The organism is Thalassotalea litorea, assembly GCF_043642205.1.
GTDB lineage: Bacteria > Pseudomonadota > Gammaproteobacteria > Enterobacterales > Alteromonadaceae > Thalassotalea_A > Thalassotalea_A litorea.
The window spans coordinates 1-16,975 of the sequence record NZ_JBHZSG010000057.1 but is presented as its reverse complement, the minus strand read 5'-3'; the positions used below and the strand labels follow the sequence as shown (position 1 = coordinate 16,975).

The 16,975-nt window shown below is 43.8% G+C and carries 11 protein-coding genes; 3 read left to right on the top strand and 8 right to left on the bottom strand.

Going from position 1 to position 16,975, the window contains the following annotated elements; all coding sequences use genetic code 11:
* Positions 1-341: 341 nt before the first annotated feature.
* From ACHUFQ_RS15855 to ACHUFQ_RS15845, 3 genes are all read right to left on the bottom strand, one after another.
* Positions 342-2,006 carry a hypothetical protein gene (locus tag ACHUFQ_RS15855; protein WP_394176824.1) on the bottom strand — a complete coding sequence of 555 codons (1,665 nt, stop codon included), beginning with the start codon at positions 2,004-2,006 and terminating at the stop codon, positions 342-344.
* A 314-nt stretch (positions 2,007-2,320) separates the two neighbouring features.
* Complete coding sequence (locus ACHUFQ_RS15850) at positions 2,321-4,234, bottom strand: alpha/beta hydrolase family protein (RefSeq protein WP_394176823.1); 1,914 nt, start codon at positions 4,232-4,234, stop codon at positions 2,321-2,323.
* 230 nt (positions 4,235-4,464) lie between these two features.
* Positions 4,465-5,187, bottom strand: a complete 723-nt coding sequence (locus ACHUFQ_RS15845) for a pseudouridine synthase (RefSeq protein ID WP_394176822.1) — start codon at positions 5,185-5,187, stop codon at positions 4,465-4,467.
* A gap of 274 nt (positions 5,188-5,461) precedes the next feature.
* Between ACHUFQ_RS15845 and ACHUFQ_RS15840 the strand changes: the two genes are divergently transcribed.
* Positions 5,462-7,816: a fatty acid cis/trans isomerase gene (locus ACHUFQ_RS15840; RefSeq protein ID WP_394176821.1), complete on the top strand. Its 2,355-nt coding sequence runs from the start codon at positions 5,462-5,464 to the stop codon at positions 7,814-7,816.
* Positions 7,817-7,898: 82 nt separating this feature from the next.
* Here the strand turns inward: ACHUFQ_RS15840 and ggt are convergent, their stop codons facing one another.
* Positions 7,899-9,590, bottom strand: a complete 1,692-nt coding sequence (ggt, locus tag ACHUFQ_RS15835) for a gamma-glutamyltransferase (RefSeq protein ID WP_394176825.1) — start codon at positions 9,588-9,590, stop codon at positions 7,899-7,901.
* Between the two features lie 461 nt (positions 9,591-10,051).
* Entirely contained in the window at positions 10,052-11,089 is a 1,038-nt protein-coding gene (locus ACHUFQ_RS15830; protein ID WP_394176820.1) for a leucine-rich repeat domain-containing protein, read from the bottom strand.
* Positions 11,090-11,205: 116 nt separating this feature from the next.
* Here ACHUFQ_RS15830 and ACHUFQ_RS15825 point away from each other — a divergent pair, with 116 nt between their 5' ends.
* Positions 11,206-11,409, top strand: a complete 204-nt coding sequence (locus ACHUFQ_RS15825) for a type 2 periplasmic-binding domain-containing protein (RefSeq protein ID WP_394176819.1) — start codon at positions 11,206-11,208, stop codon at positions 11,407-11,409.
* A gap of 109 nt (positions 11,410-11,518) precedes the next feature.
* Here the strand turns inward: ACHUFQ_RS15825 and gcvP are convergent, their stop codons facing one another.
* The 3 genes from gcvP to gcvT all read right to left on the bottom strand — a co-directional run bounded on the left by gcvP (position 11,519) and on the right by gcvT (position 16,136).
* Positions 11,519-14,413, bottom strand: coding sequence for an aminomethyl-transferring glycine dehydrogenase (gcvP, locus tag ACHUFQ_RS15820; RefSeq protein WP_394176818.1), 2,895 nt, complete (start codon positions 14,411-14,413; stop codon positions 11,519-11,521).
* A gap of 144 nt (positions 14,414-14,557) precedes the next feature.
* Positions 14,558-14,947 (bottom strand): glycine cleavage system protein GcvH, encoded by a 390-nt coding sequence (gcvH, locus tag ACHUFQ_RS15815; protein WP_143581600.1) that lies wholly within the window; start codon positions 14,945-14,947, stop codon positions 14,558-14,560.
* A 100-nt stretch (positions 14,948-15,047) separates the two neighbouring features.
* Positions 15,048-16,136, bottom strand: a complete 1,089-nt coding sequence (gene gcvT / locus ACHUFQ_RS15810) for a glycine cleavage system aminomethyltransferase GcvT (protein WP_394176817.1) — start codon at positions 16,134-16,136, stop codon at positions 15,048-15,050.
* Between the two features lie 292 nt (positions 16,137-16,428).
* On the opposite strand from gcvT, the gene ACHUFQ_RS15805 reads away from it, so the two are divergent.
* Positions 16,429-16,975: hypothetical protein (locus ACHUFQ_RS15805; RefSeq protein ID WP_394176816.1), on the top strand; the 547-nt coding region annotated here is incomplete at its 3' end.

Sequence of the window (16,975 nt, the reverse complement as noted above, 5' to 3'; positions counted from 1 at the left end):
TCTCTGCAATCAAAGCCTTGTCTAAAAGCCTTTAAATTCTCACTGAGTGAGCAATAATTTAATGGGATTGGTATAAGGCGGATACTATGCGTCATTTGCAGAGCTATTAGTGCCTGAAGGCACAGAATGATTTGTTGGGCTCTTTTCAAAAATATCAAAAGCTAAATAGGTTAAAAGTCAGAGGTCCAAAGAAAAACTGGGCTTTGAATAGGTGTGTCCTGTGGCTAGACACGCGCCGGCAACCAAGCCAATAGTAAAAAGCCGCGACCATACAATAGGTCACGGCCTTATGCCTTAAACAATCAGCGTTTGGCTGACTTATTAGATTATCGTTTTAACAACTAGTTTAGCGATTGCTCGAATTCGATTTTACGAATATTGGCTTCAATAAAGTAAAAGTCGCCATAAACAATCGGGGTGTCGATTTCGCCGCCATTACCCATATCACCGGTTGCTTCGGCAAGAACAAAACCAAAGTCTGCGCTATGAGGACGACCATTTTTCGCACGATCGGTGCGATAGTTTTCCGTCAGCTCCGCCATAATCCGATCGGCTAGCGCCGCATACTTTTGCTGCTCCGGCAAATTATCGGTGAACGTGGCATAACGGTATAGTGCTGCGGCATATATGGCGGCCGCAGATGTATCTCTTGGAATTTTAACGTGAGATTGTGCATAAGGTTCACGCCCGCAAGGCACAAGACTGTCACCCTGCAATACAGGCTCACCATACCAGCTAACTTTCCCCTGCAATCTGTCGATTGATTCATCCGATAGCATGGACGCCGGCAGTGTCATCGGCCGATAGCCGACATACGGTTTGATGTGGTCTTCAATTAATCGGTCGCAAAGTCCCAATATGCCGGAAAAGACGGTTGTCTGCTCGGATATATTTTCAGCATATTGATATGCATTGTCACGGGTCGCGAAAAAATCCCAATGAGGAATGGGATCGTCTGCCAAAAGGTGCTCGATACTGCCAAAAAGACGCTGTAAATGGGCATTAAAATCAGGATAGTCCCTCAGATCAACTTTAGACTTTGCCATGGCTTCTACAACCGTTACGTAACCGTATAAAGACCAGCCCTGCCCTCGCGCCCAGGCAGAAACATTACCGACACCCTGCCAGTTACCCGGTTTGAATGAACCATAATCGAACACATGGTATGACAATGGGTAGGTTTGTTGCTCATCGGCTTCATCGTAAAAATAATGATTAATACTGGTATGTTTCGCATGGTTAAACGCGATTTCATGATATCGGATATTTTCGCTATCCAACAAAAACTCAAGATTCATCATATTGTCGATGATCACCGGATACGTCCATGGGTCAGACAAGGTATAGCGGTCGATGATTTGCTCACCATTTTCCAGCGTCGCAATCTTCATTCTGGGGAGCCAATCCCACGAGCGAATTAACCCTTTGTCATCGGTATAACGTGTTGCCAATGTAGCTCGGCCCGTTTCCAAGGCTTGCAGATAATCGGTTCGCGTCGCACTATCGAGTTGATCATAAGCCAACGCCTCACCAAAAGAATCGTATAGGATAAACCCTAAGTCATGGGTAGAATTTCGATGCGCTTCAGAATATAAGGTTTCCTGATAATACTTAGCGGTTGCAAAAATCTTTTGCTCCTGTCCGGATTGCCAGGAATCAATATACGCCTTCGAGCTCAATAGTTTCCATAGCACCCCAGGGAAAAAGCCATTAGTCCACTTTTCACTTTGTTCCATATAGATGCCGTCGTGCTCTTCTGAACGCGGCACACAAACCATCTCAGGCTCAGCTTTACATGCAGGTTTCAAATTGAGATGACGGCGATTTTCAACATGCTCAATCAACTTGAGGTATTGGTCTTTCGCGTATGAAAGATTATCTTTTGCCGCCTCTGGCGTGAAAACTTCTGATGATCTCGCCAATGTCTGCGCTTCATCCGGGGTCTTACAGCCTGCCAGCCCGATACAACTCGAGATAACGGCGGCTAAATACATACGTGTTTGCATAACTCGTTCCAAATACAATCCTATAAAGAAATTTCTTTAACGCGGTGAGGGAAGCACACCTGTAAAGTGGCCTTACCAATAATCCAGTATATCGATTTGAGATGTTTTGGCAATGGGGTTGGACGAATTGCTTAGTTGGATTCACGCGATTGCGCGAAACGATAACTCCGTATACCGGTTCCACACTTTATATATCGACCTGTTCTCCAAACATCGCTATCGTGCTGATGGCATTTGCAGAATGCTGTTTTGTTGCAAGGTTACGCGTATAAAAAAGCCCCGCAAAAAAGCGAGGCTTGGTTTCATTCTAAATATTACAAATGTTGTTTTACAAATTTATCTATCGCCTCGAGTGCGATTGCCCGATTTTTAGGATTCGACATGTCGTGATCACCTTCATCAAGTCCGATAAACGTAACCTCTTTACCTGCATCTTCCATTTCATCAAACATGTCTTCTGACTGGTAATATGGCACAATCAAATCATGCTCTCCATGAATCAATAAAAGTGGGGCTTTGATGTTTTCCACAAAATTGATAGGTGAGATTTTTTCCAGGTGATCATCATCCAACTTATCATTGTTAATCACTTTATCCCAATAGGATACTACCCAATGATGTCGACCAAAATCGCGCTTCTCCTGTTTCATCATCTGCTCAATATCCGCAAGACCATTAATTGACACAGCGCATTGATAAACCTCTGGTGTAAATGCAACCGCGGCCATTGCCGCATAGCCACCATAGCTGCCGCCAACAATGCAAACTTTTTTCGGGTCCAACATGCCACGTTTTGAAAATTCAGCAACCGCATCGGTCAAATCATCATTCATCTTACGGCCCCACTCGCCTCGCCCCTTAAATAAATGTTCAGGACCAAAGCCTCTTGAACCTCGAAACTGTGGTTGTATCACCAGATAGCCCTGACTGGCAAAATACTGAGCGAGCCAATCAAAGTCTATTTTGTCATAGGCCTCAGGGCCACCGTGGGGCAGCATAATCGCCGGTAAGTTTTCTGCCGCAACGCCGTTAGGTAGCGTGATCAAAGTAGGGATCGTTAAACCATCGCGAGCATTATAGGTATCTTCTTTCACTAAATGGACATTGTCATTGGTAATACTCGGCCGCGCCATCCCTAAAGAATCGAGCTTTCCATTGCGATAACGCAAAAATTGACCAGAATTATTCGCACCTGTCGCCCTAAATACGATATTTGACCAATCCGGTGAATGATCAGTAATCGCTAATGCGAATTCTGGTAACGCGGTCTGCATGCCACGCATTCGCGCGTTAAGCTTATTATCAAAAAACTCATAACTGGGTTTAAATCCAGAATATTGAACGCCATAGACGACACGATTAATGTCGGTTAAAACGAGCTCGATATCTTTGTCTTCGCTACTGAAAAATGGTCCCGCCTCTGTGCCATCTTCAAGGGAAATGGTGTAATACGCCCAACGTCCATGGCTACCATCCTGACGGATCATAACAATGTGTTTATGATCTGGCGTTACCCCGGTGAAACCAACATGACGGATATCGGTTTCTTCTGTAAAAATTTCTACCCATTCGCCATCGCGCCAGGCTTCCAGGCGATGCAGATTACGACGGTTATTAAATCGTTCGCGCGCCAATAACTCGCCTTGATCATTCACAAAAAAGTCAATAACGTCGCTGGTGCCTTTTTTATGACGGTAAGGACTGCGCCTTTTACTTAAATCGACTTTGAACAGGCTAAATCTATTATCTTCTTCCCAGGCAGGCATGTAGGCATACTTGCCATCTTTAGATACACCGACCACGCTACCTAAAGATGTCTGCCCTGGATGAATGCCTTTCCCTGCCGTCAATAATTGATGCAGGCTTCCAGTTTCAAGATTAAAGGAAAAGGCAACGCTGACATCATGACGTCCGCGATACCCAAATAACCGGGTATTATCGGATGCAACCAATATAATTCGGCCTTCATCAACAAAATAGACATTGGTGGGCTTTACGGCCGAAACATCGACGGCACGGATCATTTCACCTTTATTAATATCCACAACCACCAGGTAGTCGCGTTCATCATCGGTAAGTCGATAGGCAAATTTTTCTCCGGAAGGAGAAACTCTTACCATACTTTTTTCTGGCAGTTTCGCGTAATCGGCGAACGTTAACGGCGCAGAATTTACCGTTTGAGATGCTAATAAAACAAGCAATCCTAAGCTAAAGAGCAACCTTTTCATAACAGTCCTTTATCGTTGTTGTTATCGGTTTATGTGTTACGTTTTAACCAAGCGTATCGAAAAAAACCTTACGAGTAAAACGCAACCGCCAAAAACCTAAGTGTCATTTTTTATGATAATGGCAAGCTAACACTTATGAAGCTTATTTACCTTTGGCCGATAAATTGAAGAATTTTGCGTTCAATAATAAGGGCAGAACCATTTTTAAAATTACTAACAAATACGGGAAGTCAGGGCTGCATCGCTGCGAATACGGATTCAATTTCCGCTGGATTTAAGGGACGGTAATAGCCTGGCGCGAGGTTATTATCCAAGGTTATTGCGCCGATGCTAATGCGATGCAGTGCCACAACCGGATTGCGAAAACGACCAAACATACGCTTGATTTGATGGTATTTACCTTCCGTTAGCCACACGTCTGCCTCGTAGTCGGAAACAATCCTAAGCCTTGCGGGTTGGGTGACAATATCTTCATAGGGAAAGTACATCCCGTTGGCAAACGCGTCGATATAGCTTTCATCTAATCGGTTTTTCAGGGTAACCCGATAGTGTTTAGCCACGTTTTTGTCCGGATGAGCCAGGGCTTCAGACCAACGACTGTCGTCGGTTAGCAATATTAGGCCCGACGAGTTTAAATCCAGCCGTCCTGCTATATGTAAACCATCACTATCGGTGACTGACAGCAAATCCAGCACGGTTTTATGCTGCTTATCGGTGGTAGCAGACACGACCCCAACAGGTTTATGCAACATAAAATAACGTGGTTCAATCGCTTGCAATACGTTTCCATCTAGGGTGATTTTCGAAAAGCGATTAACTAGCACATTGCCATCAACGACCAACTTATCGTCTACACTTACCGTCCTCCTGGCGAGCAATATGCGCACCTCGCGACGGTTTATTTGCAGGTGGTCGGCGAGAAACTTATCCAGTCTTCTGGTTTCTAGTGCCATCTATCGTTCGTTTTGCCAGTAATGATTGGTCATTGCATCATAGCGGCCACTGGACAACAAGCCTACAATTTTCTGTATCGATGGGCGTTCATTGGCCCGGCCTTAACGTCATGTTTTCCCATTGCCTGCTCATTGAGGTATCCCTTGATAACACGGAAATTATCAGCGTTGTCTACACTTAGTTAAATTGCAGCAACGTATTACCTCAGTTAGCGTTTAGTGCGCTTGTGAAACTGAATTAACGCTTAGCCAAATCGGACTATGGATACATACGATGATAAAACCCTGCTCAACTGTGCTCCTGATCGTTTTAGCCCTGACAACGCTATCGCTGTTGCCTGTCTCTGCGGCAGAAACAAAGGAAAGCGCAAAAACAAAAACGGTTATAGAACCGCAAGTACATCCGACTCAAATTGACTTTCAGCAACAAGTACAGCCCATTCTGGATAAACGCTGTGTCGTGTGTCATGGTTGTTATGATGCGCCTTGCCAGTTAAAACTGGGTAGTTTTGAGGGCATAACCCGAGGTGCAAATAAGGACCCGGTTTATCAAGGCGAGCGTATTCTTGCCGCGGACCCAACCCGACTCTTTGAAGATGCCCAAACCACAGAACAATGGCGAGAAATGGACTTTCACCCAGTTCTGAACGAGGGTAACAAAGAAGGCAAGAGAGATCCCTTGCAAAGCCTGCTGGTTAATATGCTGGAGCAAAAACGCGATCACCCATTACCTAACAGCAAGATGTTACCGGACAGTTTTAAGCTGAGTTTGAATCGTAGCCTCGAATGTCCAACCGAAAAGGAGCACAGCAAGTATCAGAAGAAAACTCCGTTATGGGGCATGCCTTATGCTCTGCCCGGCATTAGTCAATCCGAACACCAACAAATCATTAACTGGGTAAATGCAGGCGCTCCCGACAATCGTTCCAACTCACTTACCAATGCACATCAGAAAAAAATCGATGAATGGGAAGCCTATTTTAATCAGGGTTCAAACAAACATCAGTTGGTAAACCGTTATCTTTATGAGCATTTGTTTCTTGCCCATTTATATTTTCCAGAGGTCGAGAACAGTGACCAACAACCGCAATTTTTTCGACTCTATCGTTCAAAGACCCCACCAGGAAAACCACTAGAGATCATTGCCACTCGTCGTCCATTTGACGACCCTAAGGTTGCCCGTGTCTATTATCGTTTAGTGCCATTACAAGAAACCCTGGTGGACAAGCTACATATGCCATTTGCATTGACACAAGAACGTCAAGATAAGTGGCACGATTGGTTCTATCAACCAAATTATCAGGTGGATAAACTGCCTGATTATTTGCCGAAAAATGCCTCTAACCCATTTATCACTTTTGCGGCATTACCAACGGATGCCCGCTATCGCTTTATGCTTGATGAAGCGCAATATAGCATTATGCAGTTTATCAAAGGGGCGGTATGTCGTGGTCAGATTGCTTTGAATGTGATTAATGATCATTTTTGGGTGGTGTTTTCAAACCCTGATATCGAATTACCGGAATATGATGAAGTGTTTATGGAAAAAGCCAGAGCAACATTAGAGCTGCCAGCGGAAGCGGATAGTAATGCGCTACCTACAAATTGGTTTGCCTATGCCAAAGCTGAGCGCGAATATCTGGATGTAAAAGCCCAGTACATAAAAAATCATCTGGAAGGTCAGGTTCCGATAACGTTAGATCTACTCTGGAATGGTGACGGTAATAATGACAATGTAGCGCTCACCATCTTTCGTCATTTTGATGCCGCAAGTGTTGTCAAAGGCCTGGTAGGCGAAAACCCACAAACGGTCTGGGTGGTCACTTACCCTCTGTTTGAGCGTATTCACTATCTACTGGTCGCAGGTTACGATGTGTACGGCAATGTCGGACATCAACTAAACAGTCGTGTATACATGGACTTTCTAAGGATGGAAGGTGAGACCAGTTTTCTCTCGCTACTACCCAAAGCCGATCGTAAAACCGTGCGTGAACAGTGGTATCAAGGCTCGATAAGCCCGGTAGAAAAATACATACAAAATGGTAGTAATTTCGCTCACGAAACCCATATAAAATACCAGACGTCAGAACCTCTACCAGAGCTACTTTTGATGATCAAAGAGCATGTTAATGAGGCACAAAGTACGGTTCATACGGTATATCCCGGGTTAACAGATAATGTCATAACAAAGATTAAGGCATTGAACCGTTCTATCGGTGTTGCCGCCTCTATATTACCGCAGGCCTCTCTGGTTCTGGTTCAGGGTAATGATAACAAACCGCATATTTACAGCTTGTTATCCCATAATGCCTATAGCAACATATCCCATATGTTTGCGGAAAAAGGCCGTCGGCGTATCAATGAAGATACCATGACCATGGCCCATGGGGTGATGACATCGCATCCAAATGCGTTATTTAAGCTTGATCACAGCGAGATTGAGGCGTTTATCGAGCAGATCCGGCAAATGAAAAACGAATCCGATTATGAAAAGCTACTGGATAGGTTTGGCGTAAGAAGAACCAATCATCAATTTTGGACATTCAGTGATGAGCTACACCAGACTTATCAGCAACAAGCCATCATCAATTTCGGCTATTTTGATTTTAATCGACTGGAAAATCGTTGATCCTGTTTGATCGCAATTTCAAGCAAGCACAAAAAAGGCTGTTTAACACAGCCTTTTTAACGAAAGAAACAAGAGGTATAAATTAATACCCCTGCGCTTGCCCATCTTTGCGCATTTCACTGGCGCCGTGATAAACACCGGTTTTAAGGTCTTTCAAGATTGCCTGATAGCCGCCGAACGGACCACTAGTGATATGCACTTTATGACCACGCTGTTGTAGCTCTCTTACAACATCAGCTTTCACACCGCTTTCCAGCTCTAATACACCACTGTCCTTCATTCGTCCTTCCCAGGTCGGTGAAGTTGAACCTTTGTGATGAAAACGTGCGGCATCGCCGGCTTGCTGTACATTCATCGCAAAATCGACGATGTTGGTTACCATCTGCACATGGCCTTGTGGTTGCATTGCGCCGCCCATCAAACCGAAACTCATATAGGGTTTATTATCTTTAGTGATAAATGCCGGAATAATGGTGTGAAAAGGTCGTTTACCTGGCGCATACACATTCGGGTGACCGTCAGTCAATGAATACTGAGCGCCACGGTTTTGGAAAATAAAGCCAAGACCATCAGCTACCAAGCCCGTGCCCATACCGCGATAGTTACTCTGAATCAGGCTAACCATCATGCCGTCTTTATCGGCCACCGTAAGGTAGATAGTATCGCCTTCAATTAATTTAGGGTCACCGTGTTCCACTTCTTTGGCAGCACGTTTCATATCAATCAATTTCGCTCGCTCTTTACCGTACTTTTCTGACAATAAGTAATCGAGATTAATCTTTTGATAATCTGGATCCGCGTAAAAACGGGCGCGATCTTCAAACGCCAGTTTTTTCGCTTCGGTCATCACATGCAGGTAATCGGCGCTGTTATGCCCCATGCTTTTCAGATCATAGTTTTCCAGTACCGTAAGCATTTGTAACGCGGCAATGCCCTGGCCATTAGGCGGCAATTCCCAGACATCATAGCCACGATAATTTACCGAAACCGGGTCAATCCAGTTACTCGAATGACTGGCAAAATCTTCATAGCGAAGTGGCCCGCCGATGCGCTTAAAATAGCTATCCATGGTTTTGGCGATATCGCCTTTATAGAATGCATCACGGCCACCTTTGGCGATTTTTTCTAAAGTGTTGGCCAAATCTGGATTTTTAAATACCTGCCCTTGTGTTGGCGCGTTACCATCAATCAGAAACGTGGCCTGATAATTGGTAATCTCTTCAATCTCACCCTCTTTAAATAGCTTTTCATAGCGCGTTTGGTAAATATCCATGTAATAGGCGATAACTTCAGTTACCGGGAAACCCTCTCTGGCATATTGAATCGCAGGAGCTAAGTTTTCTGTCATTGCCAATTTGCCAAACTTTTCATGCAAGGCAAACCAGGCATCCACGGTACCTGGTACCGTAACCGGCGGTGTACCCCAGTTAGGAATTTGTGAAACATCACCAATTTTTTCTTTTAGCTGCGCAAGCGTCTGACCTTTTGCGCTGCGCCCAGAACCATTTAAACCATGTAACTGGTTAGTTTTCGGATCCCAGACAATGGCGAACAAATCGCCACCTATGCCATTACCGGTTGGTTCCATTAATCCAATGGCAGCGTTTGCCGCAATCGCTGCGTCCATGGCGGTGCCACCTTGTTGCAAAATATCAATGGCAACCTGTGAAGCTAACGGGTGCGAGGTTGCCGCCATACCATTAACCGCAAGCACCGGAGAACGGGTAGCCCAAGGCGCACCGACAACGCGGTCACCTCTTCCATCTTCTCGCATTTGTACCGGCTCACCGGTGACATCATCAATAATAGTGCTTTTATCAATAGTGCTGTCTTTATCGGGGCTGTTTGCCTTTTCAGTGCCAATGGCAGTAGCGGACAGCATCAGAGTGCTGGCAATTAGCAGAGATATTTTCTTCATTCTATTTCTCTTTCTAGTCAAAATGTTCAGACAGTTCTGAAATTATTGGTTGCGATAAGTATTCGTTATTTATACAACAATCCTCGCAAAGATTGCGATAGGCAAGTAAAAATAGACCAGTGGTTTATTTTTAAGGGTGAAGTATTGTCCACTTGTCTTAGTCGAATTAAATTTGCGAGTTCGACGTATAATTTATAAGGATTTTTTTGAAGCCAAAGATTGAATAGAGTTTATGAGCAGGTCAATAGTTCTAGTGACTCTAGCCTAATAAATTTTTAATTTTGTGAGTGGTTAAAAAAGTAATTCCTTTATTACAACTAAATATTAAAATCCAAGTCGTGAGGGTGAGCTACGTAACCTTTTGAGTTAAAAAATTTTTTACAAGATTCATTCCACTTATTGCTACCACCCGACAATGAAATAACTTTAAGTGAACTAGGCCATTCAAATATTTTCAGGTCGTTTAGGTCTAGTTTTGTTCTACTTAAGCCTACCCAAAACAATTCCTGTTGAGATTCTAACTCAATAAGTTCTGTAAGATTTTTACAATTATCAATAAGCAATCGCTTGAGGCTAATGCCTGACAAATCAATAGACTCTAATTTAGTTTGATCTTCAATGTGGAGACACTCTAATTTTGGGAATCGACTTAAGTCAGAAATCTGATTGAAATTCCTAACTCGTAAAATTCGTAAAGTTTTTAATGTTGGGATCGTTACCTCATTAACGTTATCTCTGCCACCAAGAATGACTTCTAGTTCTTCCAAGTTTTCTAATCTATTAAGAAATTCTAAAGATACTTTTTTACTGATTTGGCTCAGCATCACATGTTTTAATTGCTGTATTGAATTAATAGATTCAATATTTTTAGAGTGTCCTACGACACACAATTTGTTAAGTGATGTTGCATTCTCTAGTGGTCTTAAATCAATGTTCTTTTTCCTACTTTCCGATAGGCTAAACTCCTTAAGCCCTGTCAGTTTTATATTTTTTAGGAAATCCTTGTCGGAAAACTCAAAAACTCCAAAGGACAGAATCTTTAAATTTTCTAAATGATACAGGTTCTCTATGTGTTCTATTTCTAACAGCGCATCAAGAGACAAGTTTTCTACTGCTGGAATATGTGCAAGCCACTTGGCATCAAACCCATGTGAATAGTGACCATAAAACCTAACTTCCAGAAACTGTTTGTACTGTATACACAACTCATTTACTTGCTGTAGCAAACGTTTTGTATACATTGGTTCACTAAATTGAATGACAGGGCTTTCTCCACAATCCAAAATCGCTTGTATTTGATCTCCCGAAACCTCACGAGGATCAATAATTCTTTGATATCTTTTAGCTAACTGCATAAATATTTCTCTATATTACTTATAGATAGGGCTCTAATGTTAGTCCTCCCACTTTTGATTCGTATCAAAAATGGAATGGTCAAGCAACTTTTAATGGTGGGACTACCACAGTAATCATGTTGCAGATGGTTGCCGCCGGCCGCGGCTTGTGTGCCCTGCCCGGCTGGCTTGTGAATGAGTACTCTAAATACATGCCAATCCAAAGCCTGCGCTTTGGCGAACATGGCATCAACAAACAAATCTTTGTTGGCATTCGCAAAGATGAGCAGGATATCGATTACTTGAACGAGTTTATTGCTCAGGCGAAACAAACTAAATAAACAGAATCAGACAAAATTAGACCAATAAAAAACGAGCCTGTGCGTTAGCAAAGGCTCGTTTTATCGATTCTTGCGGCAATTAACTAGAATATGCCGCTATTCAATAGCCCTATTCGCTATCGATATACGTCTCAACCGCAGGACATGAACAAATCAGGTTACGGTCGCCGTATACGTCATCGATACGGTTTACCGTTGGCCAGAATTTGTTAGCCGCCGCAGCTGCTACTGGGAATACCGCTTCTGCAACTGTGTAAGCTCGATCCCAACCAGCGTCAGTGATATCAGCTAATGTGTGCGGAGCGTTGTGAAGCGGATTGTCTTCCAATGTCCACTCGCCTTTTTCAACTTTGCGGATTTCATCACGAATACAGGTCATCGCTTCGATAAATCGGTCTAATTCAACTTTTGATTCAGACTCCGTTGGTTCGATCATCAAAGTACCAGCAACCGGGAATGACATGGTCGGTGCATGGAAACCATAATCCATCAAGCGCTTAGCTACATCCATTTCGGTGATGCCAGACGCTTCTTTTAATGGACGCAAATCAACAATACATTCGTGGGCAACACGGCCGTTATTACCGGTATAAAGAATCGGGTAATGCTGACTTAACTGATGCGCTAAGTAGTTAGCGTTAGTGATTGCATACTTAGTTGAATCGGTAACACCTTGCTTACCTAATAGGGCAACGTACATGTATGAGATACATAGGATACCGGCACTACCGAATGGCGCTGCAGAAACCGCACCGTTACCTTTTAGCTCGCTGTCAAAATCAACTAGCGCATGACCTGGCAAGAATGGCGCAAGGTGAGATTTAACACCGATTGGGCCCATACCCGGACCACCACCGCCGTGCGGGATAGCAAAGGTTTTGTGCAGGTTAAGGTGAGATACGTCAGCACCGATAAAACCTGGAGAAGTGATACCTACCTGAGCGTTCATGTTGGCGCCATCCAGGTAAACCTGACCACCGTTATCGTGAACGATGTCACAGATTTCTTTGATGGTTTCTTCGTATACACCGTGCGTAGACGGGTAAGTGATCATGATACAGGATAAGCTGTCAGCCATTTCTTCGGCTTTGGTTTTCAAATCAACCAAATCAACGTTACCTTGCTTGTCACAATCAACAACCACAACTTTCATACCAACCATTTGTGCCGAAGCCGGGTTAGTACCGTGCGCAGAAGATGGGATCAAACAGATATTACGGTGTGCGTCACCGCGGCTCTGGTGGTATTTCTGAATGGCGATAAGACCGGCGTACTCACCCTGAGCACCTGAGTTAGGCTGCATAGAGATATCGTCGTAACCGGTAAGTTCAACCAACCAGTCGCCCAGCTCGTTGATCATCTTAGTGTAACCTTTTGCCTGATCAAGCGGTGCAAATGGGTGCATGTTAGCAAATTCTGGCCAGGAAACCGGGATCATCTGTGCCGTCGCATTTAGCTTCATGGTACAAGAACCCAAAGAAATCATTGAGTGGTTCAATGCTAAATCTTTGTTTTCAAGTTTCTTGATGTAACGCAGCATCTCAGTTTCGCTGTGATACGAGTTAAATACCGGGTGGGTTAAAAACTCAGATTCACGAACTAATTCCGCTGGAATGGATGAATGACCACACTCAAGGATTTTCGCATCAAGCTCCGCCACATCTAAGCCATGGCCTTCGCCTAATAAGATGTCGAATAGCTGATGAATGTCATCACGGTTAGTGGTTTCATCTAATGAGACACTGACTTTGCCTTCTTGATCAACACGAAGGTTTACGTTAGCGGCGAGTGCGCGCGCTACGATGTCATCTTTATTGTCAGTTGCGAACGTTAAAGTATCAAAGTAATTCTGGTGAATTGCGGTTAGACCTTTGCTCGCGGTACCCAAACATAAAATATCGGTAAAGCGATGGATGCGGTTAGCAATAGTTTTTAAACCTTTAGGGCCATGGTATACCGCATAGAATGCCGCCATATTGGCGAGTAACACCTGCGCCGTACAGATATTCGAGTTCGCTTTTTCACGACGGATATGTTGTTCACGGGTCTGCATTGCCATACGCAACGCATTGTTGCCACGGGTATCTTTAGAAACACCGATGATACGGCCTGGAAGCGATCGCTTGTGCTTATCTTTAGTGGTAAAGAAAGCCGCATGTGGACCACCGTAACCCATAGGCACACCAAAGCGTTGTGATGAACCGATTACCGCATCAGCGCCTAGCTCACCTGGGGCTTTTAGCATAACCAGACTCATGATATCGGCAGCAACAGCAACGATACCTTTATTCGCCTGAACGTCAGCAATGATAGTGCTGATATCGGTAATTTCACCTTCGGCACCCGGGTATTGCAATAACGCACCGAAAATATCGTGCTCAGCGGCTGTTTCTGCAGCGCCTACAACGATATCAAAACCAAACATTTCGGCACGTTGCTTAACAACATCCATGGTTTGTGGGTACACACTATCGGCAATAAAGAACAGATTGGATTTCTTGTTTTTAGATACACGCTTAGCAAGCGCCATGGCTTCTGCCGCTGCGGTACCTTCGTCAAGCAGTGACGCACTGGCAAGTTCAAGACCGGTTAAATCAATACACATTTGCTGATAGTTCAGCAAGGATTCTAAACGACCCTGAGCAATTTCAGGTTGATACGGCGTGTAAGCTGTATACCAACCTGGATTTTCCAGTACATTACGCAAGATAACGTTCGGCGTTAATGTAGGGAAATAACCTAAACCAATGTATGAAGTGTTCACCTGGTTTTCACTGGCCAATACTTTTAAGTCGGCTAGCGCTTTCACTTCTGTCTTACTCTCGTTGATATTTGGCAGGTCAGACAGACGAATGCTGCTTGGTACTATTTCATCAATTAACGCATCAACAGAGTCTGCTCCAATGTCATTGAGCATGGCTTTGGTTTGGTCGGCATCTGGGCCAATATGACGGCGAATGAAATCTTGAGTTTGTTCTAATTGTGTCAACGATTGAGTAGACATAAACAACAGGTCCCGAAAAAGAGATAACTACTACGGTAGGTTTTATTCAGATACGATGCTGAAAAACCTATCGCCTTTAAAAACAACAAACCCCGAACATTCATCACATAAATATTCAGGGCTTTAACTAATTAATATTGCTGATTATTCTTCATCAACAACGTTTTGGTAGCCTTCCGCATCTAATAGTGCGTCTAGCTCACTGGCGTCGTCCAGCTTAACGCGGAACATCCAACCGTCACCAAATGCGTCAGAGTTAACTAACTCTGGACTGTCTTCAAGGTCTTCATTCACCTCAACAACTTCACCACTTACTGGTGCGTAGATGTCTGAAGCCGCTTTAACAGATTCCGCTACCGCGACGTCATCGCCAGTGCTAACCTGATCGCCAACTTCTGGCAACTCAACAAAAACCATGTCGCCTAAAAGCTCTTGAGCGTGCTCGGTGATACCTACTGTAACTGTACCGTCACCTTCGTTACGTACCCACTCATGAGACGACGCATATTTTAATTCAGAAGGAATGTTACTCATTTTTTGTTCCTAAAAATAAATGATTTTAAATCTGTTTTTAATCCCAGGCTGAGGACCTGTTATTCCTCACCGAGGCTAGTTTTAACACGTTAGGTTTAGTTTAGAAAACTTTTTTACCATTGCGCACAAAACTTGGCTTGATAACTTCAACATCTACCAGTTTCTTACGCATCTCAACCTGAACTGTATCGCCTATTTTCACTGCGCGTGGAACGCGAGCCATGGCAATACTATGACCTAGAGTTGGAGAGAAAGTGCCCGAAGTGATTACACCTTCACCTTGCTCAGATACAACCTTCAAACCAGAGCGTAAAACGCCTTTCTCAGTAAGCACTAAACCGACAAGTTTCGGCTGGTCGCCGGCAGCTCGTTGCTCGGCTAATACATCACGACCGATAAAGTTGCGATCTTCTGGTTCCCAACTGATGGTCCAGGCCATGTTTGCTGCCAATGGCGAAACACTCTCGTCCATATCGAGACCGTATAAGTTCATACCGGCTTCGAGACGCAAGGTATCACGGGCACCAAGGCCTGCAGGCTTAACGCCAGCATCAAGTAATTGTTGCCAGAAATCCGCTGCCATATCTGCTGGTAAGGCAATTTCATAGCCGTTTTCGCCCGTGTAACCTGTGGTAGCAATAAACAAATCACCGGCCTGAACACTGAAAAACGGCTTCATACCATCTACGGCAGCAGTTTGCTCTGCGTCTAATAAGGTAGCGACTTTCGCTTTTGCCTGTGGGCCTTGAATCGCGATCATGGCAAACTCAGGACGTTCGGTAACGGTTACCTGATAATCGGCAGCCTGCTTATTAATCCAGGCTAAATCTTTTTCACGCGTTGCCGAATTAACCACTAAACGATATTCAGTATCGGTATAGTAATAAACGATCAAATCATCGATCACACCACCTTGCTCATTACACATTCCGGTATAAAGTGCTTTACCGGCAACATTCAATTTGGCGACATCGTTGATCACCAAACGACGCAAGAATGTTTTGGCATCATCACCTTGTACATCAACAATGGTCATGTGAGAAACATCGAACATACCCGCGTCGGTACGAACTGCGTGGTGCTCTTCAATTTGAGAACCGTAATTGATTGGCATTTCCCAACCGTAGAAATCAACCATTTTCGCGCCAGCTTCAAGATGCTTGGCGTGCAATACCGTTTTATTTGTCATAAGAGTTCACTTAAATCTATTCGGATATTATCGATTCAGAGAAGGCCTATAGCCTACTTAAAAAATTGGAAAAAATTATACGCCCACAAAGTATAAGGATCAATCGCTTGTTACGCACTTTTTGAATAAAAAGCCAACTAAAACTCAAATTCCGATATAAATTCGAAATTAACACAGTTAACGAAATTAAATGCGTAAAGTTTCCTGTTCTTGTTGGATTAACCCTGCCTTTATTTATTCTGAATTCAAAATGGCGCCAGAGTCATTATTATATCGATAATAACTATCTGATATGATTCTACTTTGCATTTTATGTATTGGCTCCCATATGCAAGGTTGTTTGGTAACGGATATTTTTGGCAAAACCGATGCCGTTGAAGAAATCGCTGCTGCATTATCGGTGAATTCGACCGTGGCATGGCGGATACTAGAACCCTATCAGGGCGAGCGCCTTGAATTTGCAGATGAAACAACAGCTTATGCTTATTTCCAACAACACATTGGTTTAAGGCCTTACGCGGATCTTATTGCTAATGAGTTGTGTGATGCTCAATACTCTATAGCCATCGGCTTTAGTGTTGGAGCGTCCGTGTTGTGGCAATACCTGGGTCGTTCCAATACGGTGAATATTGAACAGGCCGTATTATTCTACGGCTCACAAATTCGCAACATGCCCCTTTGCGCGCCAAAGGTACCAACCCATATGATTCAGCCAATATCTGAGCCGCATTTTGATATCAACGAGCTGAACCTTAAATTAGCCCCCTTTGGAAATGTAACGCTAGAAGCTAGCAAGCACTTACACGGCTTTATGAATCGAAAATCGAATAACTTTGATG

Bases quoted from the DNA above. Each gene is read 5' to 3' on its own strand.
- gcvP (WP_394176818.1), bottom strand. From the start codon at position 14,413: ATGTCTACTCAATCGTTGACACAATTAGAACAAACTCAAGATTTCATT.
- ACHUFQ_RS15840 (WP_394176821.1), top strand. From the start codon at position 5,462: ATGATAAAACCCTGCTCAACTGTGCTCCTGATCGTTTTAGCCCTGACA.
- gcvT (WP_394176817.1), bottom strand. From the start codon at position 16,136: ATGACAAATAAAACGGTATTGCACGCCAAGCATCTTGAAGCTGGCGCG.
- ACHUFQ_RS15845 (WP_394176822.1), bottom strand. From the start codon at position 5,187: ATGGCACTAGAAACCAGAAGACTGGATAAGTTTCTCGCCGACCACCTG.
- ACHUFQ_RS15825 (WP_394176819.1), top strand. From the start codon at position 11,206: ATGTTGCAGATGGTTGCCGCCGGCCGCGGCTTGTGTGCCCTGCCCGGC.
- ACHUFQ_RS15830 (WP_394176820.1), bottom strand. From the start codon at position 11,089: ATGCAGTTAGCTAAAAGATATCAAAGAATTATTGATCCTCGTGAGGTT.
- gcvH (WP_143581600.1), bottom strand. From the start codon at position 14,947: ATGAGTAACATTCCTTCTGAATTAAAATATGCGTCGTCTCATGAGTGG.
- ACHUFQ_RS15850 (WP_394176823.1), bottom strand. From the start codon at position 4,234: ATGAAAAGGTTGCTCTTTAGCTTAGGATTGCTTGTTTTATTAGCATCT.
- ACHUFQ_RS15855 (WP_394176824.1), bottom strand. From the start codon at position 2,006: ATGCAAACACGTATGTATTTAGCCGCCGTTATCTCGAGTTGTATCGGG.
- ggt (WP_394176825.1), bottom strand. From the start codon at position 9,590: ATGCGAGAAGATGGAAGAGGTGACCGCGTTGTCGGTGCGCCTTGGGCT.